This window comes from Roseibaca calidilacus (genome assembly GCF_001517585.1).
Taxonomy (GTDB): Bacteria; Pseudomonadota; Alphaproteobacteria; order Rhodobacterales; family Rhodobacteraceae; genus Roseinatronobacter; species Roseinatronobacter calidilacus.
This window is the reverse complement of sequence record NZ_FBYC01000004.1, coordinates 2,574,004-2,587,608: the sequence shown is the minus strand read 5'-3', so window position 1 is coordinate 2,587,608 and position 13,605 is coordinate 2,574,004. Positions and strand designations below refer to the sequence as shown.

General features: G+C 62.6%; 12 protein-coding genes and 1 tRNA gene. 6 read left to right on the top strand and 7 right to left on the bottom strand.

The window, feature by feature from the left end; all coding sequences use genetic code 11:
* The first annotated feature begins 189 nt into the window (after nucleotides 1-189).
* Nucleotides 190-501, top strand: coding sequence for a hypothetical protein (locus AWT76_RS16245; RefSeq protein WP_072247353.1), 312 nt, complete (start codon nucleotides 190-192; stop codon nucleotides 499-501).
* Between the two features lie 12 nt (nucleotides 502-513).
* Here the strand turns inward: AWT76_RS16245 and AWT76_RS16240 are convergent, their stop codons facing one another.
* The 7 genes from AWT76_RS16240 to AWT76_RS16210 are packed head-to-tail and all read right to left on the bottom strand — an operon-like array spanning nucleotide 514 to nucleotide 8,922.
* A complete protein-coding gene (locus AWT76_RS16240; RefSeq protein ID WP_072247352.1) occupies nucleotides 514-951 on the bottom strand; it encodes a low molecular weight protein-tyrosine-phosphatase in 438 nt (145 codons plus the stop codon).
* 49 nt (nucleotides 952-1,000) lie between these two features.
* Entirely contained in the window at nucleotides 1,001-1,498 is a 498-nt protein-coding gene (locus AWT76_RS16235; RefSeq protein ID WP_072247792.1) for a copper chaperone PCu(A)C, read from the bottom strand.
* A gap of 34 nt (nucleotides 1,499-1,532) precedes the next feature.
* On the bottom strand, nucleotides 1,533-1,892 hold the full coding sequence (locus tag AWT76_RS16230; protein ID WP_072247350.1) for a hypothetical protein: 360 nt from the start codon (nucleotides 1,890-1,892) through the stop codon (nucleotides 1,533-1,535).
* A gap of 38 nt (nucleotides 1,893-1,930) precedes the next feature.
* The gene (locus AWT76_RS16225; protein ID WP_072247348.1) at nucleotides 1,931-2,545 is read right to left on the bottom strand and encodes an enoyl-CoA hydratase/isomerase family protein; all 615 of its coding nucleotides are present in this window, start codon (nucleotides 2,543-2,545) and stop codon (nucleotides 1,931-1,933) included.
* On the bottom strand, nucleotides 2,542-3,291 hold the full coding sequence (locus AWT76_RS16220; protein WP_245638833.1) for an SDR family oxidoreductase: 750 nt from the start codon (nucleotides 3,289-3,291) through the stop codon (nucleotides 2,542-2,544). Before AWT76_RS16220 ends, AWT76_RS16225 begins: the two co-directional genes overlap by 4 nt.
* 10 nt (nucleotides 3,292-3,301) lie before the next feature.
* Complete coding sequence (locus tag AWT76_RS16215) at nucleotides 3,302-7,132, bottom strand: translocation/assembly module TamB domain-containing protein (protein ID WP_072247346.1); 3,831 nt, start codon at nucleotides 7,130-7,132, stop codon at nucleotides 3,302-3,304.
* Nucleotides 7,132-8,922 (bottom strand): autotransporter assembly complex protein TamA, encoded by a 1,791-nt coding sequence (locus AWT76_RS16210; protein WP_072247345.1) that lies wholly within the window; start codon nucleotides 8,920-8,922, stop codon nucleotides 7,132-7,134. Before AWT76_RS16210 ends, AWT76_RS16215 begins: the two co-directional genes overlap by 1 nt.
* A 218-nt stretch (nucleotides 8,923-9,140) precedes the next feature.
* Between AWT76_RS16210 and ahcY the strand changes: the two genes are divergently transcribed.
* The 5 genes from ahcY (at nucleotide 9,141) to AWT76_RS16185 (ending at nucleotide 13,560) form a co-directional block, all read left to right on the top strand.
* Nucleotides 9,141-10,529 carry an adenosylhomocysteinase gene (gene ahcY, locus AWT76_RS16205; protein WP_072247343.1) on the top strand — a complete coding sequence of 463 codons (1,389 nt, stop codon included), beginning with the start codon at nucleotides 9,141-9,143 and terminating at the stop codon, nucleotides 10,527-10,529.
* A gap of 85 nt (nucleotides 10,530-10,614) precedes the next feature.
* Nucleotides 10,615-10,688: transfer RNA gene (locus AWT76_RS16200), tRNA-Gly, on the top strand.
* A gap of 67 nt (nucleotides 10,689-10,755) precedes the next feature.
* The gene (gene ppk2 / locus AWT76_RS16195; protein WP_342667181.1) at nucleotides 10,756-11,649 is read left to right on the top strand and encodes a polyphosphate kinase 2; all 894 of its coding nucleotides are present in this window, start codon (nucleotides 10,756-10,758) and stop codon (nucleotides 11,647-11,649) included.
* Nucleotides 11,650-11,716: 67 nt separating this feature from the next.
* Nucleotides 11,717-12,553 carry an arsenate reductase/protein-tyrosine-phosphatase family protein gene (locus AWT76_RS16190; RefSeq protein ID WP_072247341.1) on the top strand — a complete coding sequence of 279 codons (837 nt, stop codon included), beginning with the start codon at nucleotides 11,717-11,719 and terminating at the stop codon, nucleotides 12,551-12,553.
* Nucleotides 12,550-13,560, top strand: coding sequence for an ArsJ-associated glyceraldehyde-3-phosphate dehydrogenase (locus AWT76_RS16185; protein WP_072247340.1), 1,011 nt, complete (start codon nucleotides 12,550-12,552; stop codon nucleotides 13,558-13,560). Before AWT76_RS16190 ends, AWT76_RS16185 begins: the two co-directional genes overlap by 4 nt.
* Nucleotides 13,561-13,605: the final 45 nt, after the last annotated feature.

The following is a 13,605-nucleotide window of genomic DNA, read 5'->3' as shown; positions in this document are numbered from 1 at the left end:
GGCTGGTGGGGCGGGCCAGTCCTGCACCGATATCTGGCCAAGGCGCGGCAGAATGCCCAAGGCTCGGTTTTTCAATGGAAAACCAGGCCGTTTCTGGTAAGATTATACCTCAGGCAGTCAGCGTTGTCAGTTAATTTACCGATCAGCAGTATCGGCGGCAGCGCGTGGTAGAACATCGGCAGAGGTAACATGAAACAATTTCTTTCCGCCGCGGTGATGGGGGTTTTCCTTGTCGGGCCGCAGGGTGCGCTTGCAGGGCCAATCGAAAACGCATGTGTGCGGTCAGATCGCTCTCAGGCCACATGGGCGCTGTGCCGCTGTATCGACAGCGTCGCGCAAAGCACTCTCACGCGCTCTGAACAGCGCCGCGCCGCGCGCTTTTTTTCAGACCCTGATGAAGCCCAGCGCGTCCGGATGTCGAAAACCGTGCGCGACAACGCTTTCTGGGAGCGCTACCGCGCTTTCGGGGAACGGGCTGAACAGTATTGCGCCGGGCGCTAAGCCTGTGTCCGGTCAGGCCCCGCGCCTGACCAACGCCTCTGCCCCGGTTTCTATCATCTGGAAAACCTCCGCAAACCCGCCCGTATAATACGGGTCGGGAATGTCGCGGTTTGTGCCTAGGGCGTGGTCCAGAAACAGCGCCACAGTGGCTGTGGCACCATCCGGGCGCAAAGCCATGATGTCGCGCAGGTTGCTGCGGTCCATGGCAAGGATCAGGTCGAACTGATCAAAATCTGCGCGGCTGAATTGCCGCGCGCGCAGGTCGGCCATCGGGTAGCCGCGCGCCTCTGCCTCTGTCACCGCGCGGGGGTCTGGCGGGTCGCCGACATGCCAACCGCCAGTGCCCGCGCTGTCCACGGTCCACCCCAAATGCTGCGTCTTGGCGCGCAGCACTGCATGGGCAGAAGGCGAGCGACAGATATTGCCAAGGCACACGAACAAAACGCGCATTTTACCCCCAAGAAAGCGGGCGCAGGGCTACCCCCGCGCCCCCTGAATATTAGTGCTTATGGCCATGGTCATGGTTATGGCCGTGGTCCATCGCCTTGCCGCCCATCTCTCCGGTTACGTCATTGCGTTCCAGATCAACCGGGATGATGACATCCATCTCGCCGGCGTTCTCGAAAACCAGCGTTACGGCAACTTCATCACCATGGGCCAGTTTGCGGTTCAGGCCCATGAACATGACATGATGGCCGCCACGTTCCAGCATATGGGTATCACCGGCGGGAATCTCGAAACCTTCCTCAACCTCGACCATGCGCATCACATCGCCATCGGCGATATGGGTGTGCAACTCTACCCGCTGGGCCACGTCAGAGCGTGCCGAGAGCAGCCGGTCATTTTCCGCGCCGCTGTTCTGAATGCCCATAAAGGCCGCGCCCGATTGCGCCATGGGCGAAGCCACACGCGCATAGGCATCGTTGATGGTAATTTCTGCCGCAGCAGGCAGCGCGAACAGGGCAGCAGTTGCCGCCACGAATGCAAAACGTGTCATATCATATCCTTGTTTTTGCGTTGATTTCGTCAGGTCAGGCAAAAACAAGCGCAGGCGGTGCGCGCGCATCACGCCACGCGTCACTGGTCTGGGCGCGGGCCCGCACAGGCCCCGAATGGACACCAATCCGCGCCACTGACAAGCGCATGAAGGCAACACTTGGCGCAGAGACCGGCAAAGCCGCCGACAGCGCCATGCTGTCCGGGCAAGGCACGCCTTCGGCCACGCGGTTGCCGTTCTCATCAACCGTGATGGTGACAAGCCCGTAGCCGGTGCAGATGACATATTTATCCGCCCCCGCCCCGCTATGGTGAGAGGACGCGAACCCAACCGACCCAAAGGCCAGCACAAGAGCCAGCGCAAAAGGGGTTACAAGGGCAAAACAGCGACGCATGATGCAGGTTTTAGCGGCAAATCTTCTGCGCGCCTAGCCTATTCAGCCGCCACAAGGCGCTTAATTGCGGCGACATGGTCGGGCGCGGCGGCGCAGGCATCGGCAGCAAGCGCGCGGGCGCCGTCCAGCAGCGTTCCAGGCGCAGTGATCCGGTCGATCAGGCCCCAGCGCAGGGCGTCGTCCGCATCAGCCTTGACACCCGCCATCAGGATCATCTTGGCACGCGCCGGGCCGACCAAGGCCGCCAGCCGCGCGGGGTCCGAGGGTTGCGGCAGAAAGCCCAGTTTCATAACCGGGTAGAAAAACTTCGCGCTTGGCACTGCCAGCCGCATGTCGCAGGCCAAGGCCATGCCAAACGCGCCCCCCGCAAGCGTGCCGTTCAGCGCCGCGATGGTCAGGCAGGGCAAGGCAGCGATCTGGCCTGAAAGCCGCTCCCATAGCGGCGATGTCGCAAGCCCCGCGCGCGCGGCATCCAGATCGGCCCCGGCGCTGAACACCCGCCCCGCGCCAGTCAGGATAATGGCATTGGGCAGATCAGCCCGCGCGGTGATCTGGCATAACTGTTCCAGCATGTCGGCGGTCAGCGAATTGGCCTTGTCGGGCCGGTCCAGGGTGATGGTCCACAAACCCTTGGCCATATCGAGTGAAATCATCCAACCAGCCCCAACCGTTTGCGGATAGCTTCGTCGCGCAAGGACACTTCCTGCCCGACCCATGCATCGGCATCTGCGGTGCACATCCACGTCAGGGCACGCGCGGGCCATTCGGGCGGGATATGCACATCCCAATCCAACTGGCTGACCGGGTTTATCCCGCTATCGCGGATGGTGCGCTGCATATCGGTGGCGACAGTGCCGGGTGACAGACTTAGGATGCGCAGATGCGGCGCTTCCACCGCGGCAACGCGGGTCAGCATCCACGCGCCTGCCTTGGAGCTGCAATAGGCGCCCCAGCCCTCTAGCGGGTTATACGCCGCGCCAGACCCCACGGTTATGATCGTGCCGCCCTGCGGCAAAACCGGCAAGGCCGCACGCATGCCATGAAACACGCCTTTCAGGTTAATGTCGATCAGGCGACCGAATTCTGCCGGATCGGCTTGGGCAAGCGGTGCGATCGGGTCGATAACGCCCGCATTATTCACCAACACATCCAACCCGCCGAATTGGTCCTGCATCCGGGCAACCGCTTGCGACACGGCTTCGAAATTGGCCATGTCGCAAGAGATCGGCAGCGCGCCGGTTGCCTTGGCAAGGTCGTCCAGCGCAGCGCCGTCCCGCGCAACCATTCCAACCTGCGCCCCGGCGCCGACAAAGGCGCGCACCGCTTCGGCCCCAATACCCCGGCTGGCGCCAGTTATCAGAACCGCCTTGCCGTGCAGTGATGACAGGTCAACGGGCATCCCCACCTCCTTAATAGTCACGTTCAAAGAACACCCCGACGCTGGAGCGCCCGGCATTGTCCACCTGCCCCCGCGCCGTCAGCGACGGAGACAGGTCGATATTGATTGACGCTTCGCTATCGCCCTGCGGGTTCACCTCTAGGTCGGTATAGACGTTTTCTGTCAGGTAGCGGCCCACGCGGACGGTGGCCTCGCCCTCTTCATTGGTGCGGACATCCAGATCGTCCAGCCCGACATTGCGACGCAGCTTTTCCAATATGCCCTCGGACTGGCCCGACAGCGTGGCCAGCGAAGATGCAAGCTGCGCGGCCTGAAACAGGCTGAGCGTTTCAAACCCGCGCCCGAACAGCAGAAGCGAAACGATTTCCTCTTGCGGCAGTTCGGGGCTGGATTCGAATAGCAACTCTGGCGCGTTGGCGCGGCCTTGCAACACCACGCGGGCACTGACGCCCTCGCGCTCTGTAGACGCGATCAGCCGCACGAAAGGCATGAAATCGCCCTGAAGGCTGGCAAAGCCCTCGTTCAGGGCGAAACGGTTGCCCAACAGGTCCAGCCGCCCCCGTATAAGGTTGAACTGCCCAATGGGAATAAGATCAGCGGTGGTGCCGGTCAGACGCAATGTGCCGCCCAGTTCGGCATCCAGACCGCGCCCACGAATGAAAATGCGGTTCGGGGCATCTATGCTCAGGTCCAGCCGCGACGGGTTGCGCTGGCGGCCATTGGTTTCGCCCTGAAATATCCCGGCGCGCGCGCGTGTGGTTTGCGCAGCACCGGATTCGCCCAGATGTTCTATGCCCGGCGGAACATAGGCCGGGCCGGTCAGACCCACGCGCGGGATGCGCAGTTCCATACTGTCCAGCCGCAAGCGCCCACCCAGATCGGGGCCACGCGCCAACGGACCGGTAATTTCCAGATCGCCCGACACGGTGGCTTCGAACAATTGCGGGTCAATAATGCGCAGCGCGTCCAGCCGCGCCCGCAGGCTGGAGTCTAAGGGCGGGGCAAGGTTGATCGAACCACCCAGCGCAAGGCGGCCCCCTTGGGCGGATTGCCCCGTCAGGTCAATCTGCGCCTGCCCACCCGTCAGATCGGCGCGGGCCTGAACATCCGACAGGCGCACCCCATTGCGCGGGTCAACCACGCTAACACCGTCCAGCGTGGCCGTGCCAGAGGCAGAGGACAGCGCCAGCGGCCCTTGCAAGGCGATGTCAAACTGCGCTGGCCCCCTAACCGAACGCGGTTCGATCCGCGGGTTTATAAGCGCGACATCTGTGGTGCCGGAAATGGCCAGATTGGCCTGAAGCGCTTTTGTCACGCTGCCATTGACGCGCGCAGACAACCCGGCAGGGCCGTTCGCGGACAGGTCCAGCGCATAGGCCCGGCCCGTGTCGCGCGCGGTGCCGCCAAGCGACAGCGCGCCGGTAATGCCCGGCGCGACATAGTCCATATCGGCCAGCCGAGCCTCTAGCGTCAGGTCGGGGCGCCCGTCGCGCAATTGCCCCGCAACCCGCGCGAACAAGGCCGGACCATCAATAGACAGGCGTTCCAACAGCACCGCATCGGGTGTCACCTGCGCGCGCGCTTGCACTACATGCCGCCCCGCCAGCAAGCGGTCGGTGGCCTGCCCGCCAAAGGCCAAGTTGCGCGTTTCTGCATCCAGCGTCAGGCGGCGGCTCTCACCCTCTTCTAACAGGCCCAGAGTGCCGCTGACCGCGCCCCCAAAGCCCGGACGGACCAAAGCAAGATCGGGCAGCGCAAAGCGCCCATCCAGCACCGACGCGCCGGGATCGACCCGCCCTTGCATCTGTGCCGTCAGGGCGCGGTTTTCGACCTGAAACTCGGCCAGATCAAACCCTGCGCCGTTGCGTTGGCCCAGCAGTGTCAGACGCGTGTCGCCGCGCAAGGCGCGGTCAAGGTCCGGCTGGCCCAGCGCAAGCTCATTTGCGTCGGCGCTTAGCGTGACCGCGGCTTGTTCCACCGGGCCAGAGACCGCCAGATCGGCCATGACCCGGCCACCATATTGCGCACCCAGCACCGAAAGATCAGGAAAATCCAGACGGCCCGACAGGTCCAGCCCGGCTTGCGCCAATTGCCCGGACACATCCATGGTCAGGTTCTGCGCCTGCGCGCGAAGCTCGCGCAGCGTGACCTGCCCATCGGTTCCGCCCATATCCAGCGTGATGGCGCTTGCCCCGGCCAACAGCGCATCGGCCTGCGGCTGATCCAGTCCCAGATCTTCGCCATCAAGCCGCGCGGTCAGGTCAAAGCGGTCGCGTTCTGGCCCCCATCTGCCGTCAAGCCGGGCGCTCAACGCGCCGCTCAGATCGCGCCCGGCCAGCCCCGATAGCCGCGCAATATCCGTATATTCCGCGCGAATATCACCGTCGATGACACCATCATCCAACCGCGCGCGGCCTTGCAGCAGGTAATCGCGGCCTTCCAGCAGAAAACCGGGCAACAAGAAGGGCTGCCCATCACGCCAGATAAGCGCCACAGACCCGGTCACCGACCGTCCCAGCGCCGCTGCCAGATTCGGATCGCGCGCCGAAACACCCATGCTGGTGAAATCGACAAGCGCATCGACCGTGTCCCGATCTTCGCCAAAGGCCTGCGACGTGATCCGCCCCAAACCGTTGACGAACAGCGCCTCGACAGAGACATCGCCATTGTCGAACTCTGTCAGGTCCAGAACCAGATCCCAGTCTTCGCTGCGCTCGGCATCGAAAGCCAGTTGCAGATAGGCGCTTTGCACGCTGGTATCGGCACCCGCCACAGGCAAAAGCACGCGCCCGCCCTCGGGGTCGGCCAGCGTGCCGCGCAGGTCAATCAGTTCCGGCAGGCCCTTCGCGCCAATACGGGCGCGTCCTTCGACATTCAGGGTCTGGGTGCGCACCATCAACGTATCCAGCGACACCCGCCCGTCATCGAAGCGCCGAGCATTGGTGCGCAAGGTGCTTTCCGCCCCGAAAAACGGATGATACGCCTCTTGCAGCAAGGGGCGCAGATCGCCGCTCAGGTCCAGCGACACGGCCTGTTGCACACCCGGTTGCGCGGTTTGCAGGGCGAAACGGCCTTCAACGCGCGGTGTGTCATCGGTCGCCAGTTCGATATCGGCGGCGAAATCCTCTATCGGGCCATCGCCCGCAATCCGCAGCCGGGCAGAGGGGCGACCCGGCACGCCAAGCTTAGACACCGCTATGCCGCCGGGGGCCTCTGTCGTGTCAAGCACCAGCGACAATTCGCGGGTTTCGTTGGAAAAGGTGGTGTCCAGTTCGAAGCGGCCCTCGACCGCATCCAGCCGGTCCAGCGTCAGGTTGGCAGACCCTGCCCCACCCGCCAGATCGGCCCGTCCCCGCACCCCGGCGCGGATGGGCTGGCCCAGCAATTCGGGCGCAAGCGACACTTCGGCCAGCGACAGGCTGCCCAATTCCACCGACACAGGCAAATCCGGCAGCTCGAACCGACGCATAGGCACCAGTTCCTCTGACGGGGCAGCGACTGGCGCGCGCAGCACCTCGACCCGCGCGGCAGAGATTTCGGAAATCTCGATCCGGCGCTGAAACAAGGCCGCGCGGTTCCATTGCAAGGCAGCATCGCTGATCCGCAGCCACACGCCTTCATCATCGGCGATGGTCATCTCGTCAAAGGTTGCACGCGATGACAGCGCACCGGCAAAGCCCCTGATACGAACCTCGCGCCCGCGATCGGACAGGCTGTTTTGCAAAATGCGCGTTAGGAAGCCGACATCGCTTTCGCCCGCTTCGGGCACAACGGCGTCTTGGGCCAATGCGGCAAAGCTAAGCCCCAGAACAGCGCAGGCGGCAAGAATCCATCTGCGCATCAGAATGCCTGCCCGATGCCAAGGTAAAGCTGCGCGCCATTGCTGGTGCTGCCGCCAACCGGCAGACCCACATCCAGCCGCAGCGGGCCGATGACGGTATCGTAGCGCAGCCCAACACCCGCCCCGGCATGCCAGTCGGATGCGCCGGAAAATGCCCCTTCCGACACATAGCCTGCGTCCAAAAAGGCGGCGATCCCCAGTTCCTCGGTCGCGCGCATCCGCAATTCCAGCGAGGTCGCTGCAAAGCCCTGACCGCCAGAATCGACCCCGCCTGATGTTACACCAAGGCTGCGATAGGGCTGGCCGCGCACGCTGCCACCCCCGCCCGAATAGAACAAGAAATCGCGCGGGGTATCGGCCAGACCGGGGCCCTGCACGATCCCGAATTGGGCGCGTCCGGCCAGAACCAGCCGATCGCCCATCGGGTAATAACCGCGCAGATCGGCAGTGGCCTGCACCCCGGCCCCGGTGCCGGATGTTCCGAAAAACGGGGTCACTGTGCCATTGGCATACAGGCCGCGTTTGGGGTTGGTCTGATCGTCGCGCTGGTCCCATGTTGCGGCCAGCGGCAACAGCAACAACTGGTAGTCGCGGCGAATGGTTCGGCCCGGCCCGAAATCGGCGCGCTCTGCCAGCAAGCCCAGCCCGCCCGAAAAGGTCAGCCTGTCGCTGTAGCGATGCACCAAAAGCGCATCGGCCCGGATGCGGCTTGCGTCGAAATCGTCCTCGGATTCGGTTTCCAGATCCAGCCCGATGGTAAAGGTGGTGTCGGGGGTCAGGGTCGCGGGGCGGGTGAAATCCAACTCCAGAGCATAATCCAGCCCACCGACATTTGCGCCGATCCCGTCAATCATGCCTTCAATGCGGAAGCGTTCGGCCCCGCCCAACAGGTTGCGGTGCAGCCAGAAACCGCTCAGCTTGACGCCGCGTTCGGTGTCATACTCCAGCCCGGCCCCGATTCGGCGGGGCGGCGCTTCGACCACCGCGGCAGAAATGTCGAGCGTGCCGTCGGGGTTCGCCGTTTCGGCCTGGCGCATGGCGACAGAAGAAAACGTGCCGGTGGCGCGCAACCGTTCGGTGGCGCGATCCACATCATCGGGGCTGAACACCTCTCCAGTCGGCAGGCCCGCGATTTCGACAATGCGGTCCGCGCGCACGGCTTTTTGCCCCTCTGGCCGCAGCGCCCCGAAGCGCAGGCGCGGCCCGGGGGTAAGCGTGATCGCGACATCCAACGCCTGCGCGCCATGGTTGGCGGTAATCGTCTGCCCGGTTGGCGCGGCCTTGGCGTGGCCCTGCGCGCGCCATTGGTCCAGCGCAGTGGCGGTGGCTGCGCGAATGACGGTGCTGCGCGCTGGTTCACCTGCGGCAAAATCGCCCGGAAGCTCTGTTCCGTCAGCCAGCGGCGCGATCTGCGCGCGCCCGAAAGCGAAGGCCGGACCCGGAACCATGGTTATCGCGATTTCGCCAATCTGGTCTGGTGGCGCCAGTGGCGAGATATCGGCCGCCTCGCGCCCGTCGATCTGGACAGAAATTTGCGGCGCGTAATAGCCCGCCTCGTAGAACACGCCGATCAACCGCCCGTATTCGGCGCGTGCGGTCGCAAACAATTCCAGCGGGTCACCAACGCCCTGTGAATCGGCCTGCGCGATAAGCGATGCACGCCGCAAGCTTTGCTCCAGCGCCGGATTATCACCCACAAGGCGAAACTGGAATGTCTCTAGCGCAGCCGCCGGGCTGGCCAGCGCACAGATCACCGCCAGAACCGTTCCGGCCCCGCATGCAGGGCGCATTGCTATACCCGATTTTCCAAGGGTCACCCAAACCACCGCTATACTGGAAATTCTTTTGCTTTTTATCGGAGTGTCGCAGATCGGGCATGGGCCGACAACTCGAAACTCGGACAAGGTGGCGTGATCTCGCGCAAAGGGTGGGCGCTATTGTCGGACAGGGGCTTGGGTGCTATGTCGCAGCAAAACTTGACATTCCCTCATGCAAGGAGCTTGGGCTTATGGCGCAAGACTACATTGTCCGCGATATCTCGCTGGCCGAATTTGGCCGCAAGGAACTGGATATTGCCGAAACCGAAATGCCGGGCCTGATGGCGCTGCGCGAAGAGTTTGGCGCAGCCAAGCCTTTGAGCGGCGCGCGCATTGTCGGGTCGTTGCACATGACGATCCAAACTGCCGTGCTGATCGAAACCCTGACCGCGCTGGGCGCGGATGTGCGCTGGGCATCTTGCAACATCTATTCCACGCAGGACCACGCAGCGGCAGCCATTGCCGCAGGAGGCACGCCGGTTTTCGCCATAAAGGGCCAGACGCTGGAAGAGCATTGGGATTACCTTGACCGTTCCTTCCAGTTCCCCGAAGGCGCGAATATGATCTTGGATGATGGCGGCGATGCCACGCTCTATGTGCTGCTGGGCGCGCGCGCCGAAGCGGGCGAAGAGATCATCCCCGTGCCACAATCCGAGGAAGAAGCCGTCATCAAGGCGCAAATCAAGAAGCGCATGGAACAAAGCCCCGGCTGGTTCACCAAAACGCGCGACGCGATCAAGGGTGTGTCCGAAGAAACCACCACCGGCGTGCACCGCCTGTATGACCTGCACAAGCAGGGCCAACTGCCCTTCCCTGCGATCAACGTCAACGACAGCGTGACCAAGTCGAAATTCGACAACAAGTATGGGTGCAAGGAAAGCCTTGTCGACGGTATCCGCCGCGCGACCGACACGATGATGGCCGGCAAGGTCGCCGTGGTCTGCGGCTATGGCGATGTGGGCAAAGGTTCCGCCGCCAGCTTGCGCGGCGCAGGTGCCCGCGTGAAAGTGACCGAAATCGACCCCATTTGCGCGCTGCAAGCCGCAATGGACGGGTTCGAGGTGACGACGCTGGAAGACGTGGTTTCGACCGCCGACATCTTCATCACCACCACCGGCAACAGGGACGTGATCCGCATCGAGCATATGCGCGATATGAAGGACATGGCTATTGTCGGCAATATCGGCCATTTCGACAATGAAATTCAGGTCGCGGCCCTGAAAAACCACAAATGGACCAACATCAAGGACCAGGTGGACATGATCGAGATGCCCTCTGGCAACCGCATGATCCTGCTGTCCCAAGGCCGCCTGCTGAACCTTGGCAACGCCACGGGGCACCCGTCTTTCGTGATGTCCGCATCCTTCACCAATCAGGTTCTGGCGCAGATCGAACTGTGGACCAAGGGCGAAGACTACCAGCCCGGCGTTTACCTGCTGCCCAAGCACTTGGATGAGAAGGTCGCGCGCCTGCATCTGGACCGCATTGGCGTGAAGCTGACGGAACTGAAGCCCGAACAGGCCGAGTATATTGGCGTTACGGTCGAAGGCCCGTTCAAGCCGGAACATTACCGCTACTGACAATGTCTGCCCCTTGGCACCAGTTGTCAGGGGGCAGCCCAATGCCTTGACCCGGCGCAGCCCTTGCGCTAACGACACGCACAGCGCGGGCGTTGTGTAATGGTAAGACCTCAGCCTTCCAAGCTGATGATACGGGTTCGATTCCCGTCGCCCGCTCCATCCTCTCCTCTTGCCAATCGCGCCTGTTCGGCATTTGCTGGTGTCTTACCCAGTGAAAGGTGCGCCCATGTCCGTCATTCCAATGCCCCGCGCGGGCGAAGTCAGCGAGTTCCTTGAAAACGGCGCGCCCAAGGCGATACGCGAAGCGGTCGAGGACGCCCGCAAACGCGACACGCTGGCAGGCGACTACCCCTATCCGCGCTGGATGAACAAGGGGGATTACAAGGACGCGCTAAAACCCCTGCAACTGGAATTGATGAAGCTGCAACATTGGCTGACCGCCAGCAGCGCGCGCGTGGTCGTGGTGTTCGAAGGGCGCGATACGGCGGGCAAGGGCGGGTGCATAAACCGCATCGCGGATGTGATGAGCCACCGCATCTTGCGGGTAGAGGCGCTGCCCAAGCCCACCGACCGCGAAGCCCGCGAATGGTATTTCCAGCGCTATGTCGCGCGCCTGCCCGCAGGCGGCGAAATGGTGCTGTTCGACCGTAGCTGGTATAACCGCGCCGTGGTCGAACATGTGTTCGGCTTTTGCACGCCCGCCCAGCGCGCGGCGTTTTTCGACCAATTGCCGGGGTTTGAAAACCTGCTGGTGCAGGACGGTATCCATTTCATCAAGATTTGGCTGAATGTCAGCCGCGCCGAACAGGTGCGCCGCCTTCTGGCGCGCGAGGATGACCCGATGAAGCACTGGAAACTGTCCGGGCTGGACGTGAAGGGCTTGGCCAAATGGGACAGCTACACCCATGCCATTGCCCAGACCTTTGAACGCAGCCACAGCGCGGCGGCACCTTGGACCGTCATCCGCTCAGAGGACAAGTATCGCGCCCGTTTGGCCGTGTTGCAGCATATCCTTGGGCAAATCCCCTATACAGACAAAGATCAGATCGCAGCCCCCGACCCTGCCATCTGCGGCACCCCTGCACTATGGCAGCCCGAACTTTGGGACGACGGAACCTGACCAAACCGAAGGGGCTGTCATCAAACATTCATTAGACTGAATCATATAATTCCGTTATTCAGGAATTATGGAACATAACGACGCAACTCAGGCTTTTGCCACCCTTGGCCAAACTGGCCGCTTGTCGGTTTTCCGGCTGCTCATGCGCTTTGCCCCCCAAGGCGTGCGCCCGACCGATATTGCTCAAAGCCTTGGCCTGAAGCCCAACACGCTGTCGCATTACCTGTCCGACCTGACCGCAAGCGGGCTTGTCGCGCAACGGCGCGAAGGCCGGGCGCTATATTACGCGGTCAATCTGCAAAATGCCCATGCACTTGTGTCTTATCTTGTCCTTGATCTGGGGCGCGCGCGCCCCGACCTTTTTCCAACCGAAAGGCCCGCTCCCATGTCTGATACCGCCTTCAAAGTGCTCTTTATTTGCTCGGGCAATTCCGCCCGCTCCATCTTTGCCGAAGCGCTGATGCGCGACCTTGGCAATGGCCGGTTCACAGCCTTTTCGGCCGGTCTGCACCCCAATTCGCAACTGAACCCTTTCGCGCTTGAAGTGCTGAAGCGCAACGGCCATGCGACCGATGGGATGCGCTCCAAGCATATCTCGGAATTCCAGACCGCCGAAGCCCCGGTGATGGATTTCGTCTTCACCGTCTGCGACACCTCTGCCGCCGAAGAATGCCCGCCTTGGCCGGGCCAGCCCATCACCGGGCATTGGGGGCTGCCTGACCCGGTCAAGGCCACCGGCACCGACGCTGAAAAGGCGCTTGTCTTTGCGCAGACCTATGGCGCACTGCGCCGCCGGATCGCGGCCTTTGTCGAATTGCCCATCGCCAGCCTGTCGCGCCTGTCGCTGCAAGCGCAGATCGACCAGCTTGGGCAGGATGCCGCTGAAAAGGATCGCAGCCAATGATCCGAATCGCGCTTAACGGCCTGGGCCGCATCGGCAAACTCGCGCTGCGCGACCTGATCGATACCGGCGCGGGCGGCCAGATCGTGCTGCTGAATGACCCGGTGGGCGACGCGGAGCAACACGCGCTGTTGATGGAATTCGACAGCGTGCATGGCCGCTGGCCAACCCCGGTTGGCCATGCCGCCGACAGCCTTACGCTGGGCGGCCAGACCATTCGTCTGACGCATGAAAAAACCATCGAAGCCCTGCCGCTGGCAGAGCTTGGCGTCGATCTGGTCATCGACTGCACCGGGGTTTTCAAGACAGAGGAAAAGCTTGCCCCCTATTTCGCAGCAGGCGTCAAGAAAGTGGTCGTCAGCGCCCCGGTCAAGGATGGCGGCGCGCTGAACCTTGTTTATGGCGTGAACCATGATCTGTATGATTCCAGCCAGCACCGCATTATCACGGCGGCAAGCTGCACCACCAACTGCCTTGCCCCGGTGGTCAAGGTCATCCACGAACACCTTGGCATCAAGCACGGCTCGATCACCACGATCCATGACGTGACGAACACGCAAACCATGGTTGACCGCCCCGCCAAGGACATGCGGCGCGCGCGCTCTGCACTGACCAATCTTATTCCCACCACCACGGGCAGCGCCACCGCGATCACGCTTATCTACCCGGAACTGAAGGGGCGGTTGAACGGCCATGCCGTGCGCGTGCCGCTTCTGAATGCCTCGCTCACCGATTGCGTGTTCGAGGTTGAGCGCCCGACAACTGCGCAAGAGGTCAACGACCTGTTCAAAGCCGCCGCCGATGGTCCGCTGCACGGCATCCTCGGCTATGAGGATCGCCCGCTTGTTTCTTCGGACTTCCTCAACGACCCGCGGTCATCCATTGTCGATGCGCTGTCCACGATGGTGGTGAACGGCACGCAGGTCAAGATTTACGCTTGGTATGACAATGAATGGGGCTATGCCTGCCGCTTGGCCGACATCACCCGCATGGTCGCGCAAAGCCTCTGACCTTTACATCCTAGCAAAACCTCTTGGGGAGGCGCGCTTGGCGCG

What these genes read in the sequence shown, in the direction of transcription:
- AWT76_RS16245 (WP_072247353.1), top strand. Translation starts at nt 190, where the DNA reads ATGAAACAATTTCTTTCCGCCGCGGTGATGGGGGTTTTCCTTGTCGGG.
- AWT76_RS16240 (WP_072247352.1), bottom strand. Translation starts at nt 951, where the DNA reads ATGCGCGTTTTGTTCGTGTGCCTTGGCAATATCTGTCGCTCGCCTTCT.
- AWT76_RS16235 (WP_072247792.1), bottom strand. Translation starts at nt 1,498, where the DNA reads ATGACACGTTTTGCATTCGTGGCGGCAACTGCTGCCCTGTTCGCGCTG.
- AWT76_RS16230 (WP_072247350.1), bottom strand. Translation starts at nt 1,892, where the DNA reads ATGCGTCGCTGTTTTGCCCTTGTAACCCCTTTTGCGCTGGCTCTTGTG.
- AWT76_RS16225 (WP_072247348.1), bottom strand. Translation starts at nt 2,545, where the DNA reads ATGATTTCACTCGATATGGCCAAGGGTTTGTGGACCATCACCCTGGAC.
- AWT76_RS16220 (WP_245638833.1), bottom strand. Translation starts at nt 3,291, where the DNA reads ATGCCCGTTGACCTGTCATCACTGCACGGCAAGGCGGTTCTGATAACT.
- AWT76_RS16215 (WP_072247346.1), bottom strand. Translation starts at nt 7,132, where the DNA reads ATGCGCAGATGGATTCTTGCCGCCTGCGCTGTTCTGGGGCTTAGCTTT.
- AWT76_RS16210 (WP_072247345.1), bottom strand. Translation starts at nt 8,922, where the DNA reads ATGCGCCCTGCATGCGGGGCCGGAACGGTTCTGGCGGTGATCTGTGCG.
- ahcY (WP_072247343.1), top strand. Translation starts at nt 9,141, where the DNA reads ATGGCGCAAGACTACATTGTCCGCGATATCTCGCTGGCCGAATTTGGC.
- ppk2 (WP_342667181.1), top strand. Translation starts at nt 10,756, where the DNA reads ATGTCCGTCATTCCAATGCCCCGCGCGGGCGAAGTCAGCGAGTTCCTT.
- AWT76_RS16190 (WP_072247341.1), top strand. Translation starts at nt 11,717, where the DNA reads ATGGAACATAACGACGCAACTCAGGCTTTTGCCACCCTTGGCCAAACT.
- AWT76_RS16185 (WP_072247340.1), top strand. Translation starts at nt 12,550, where the DNA reads ATGATCCGAATCGCGCTTAACGGCCTGGGCCGCATCGGCAAACTCGCG.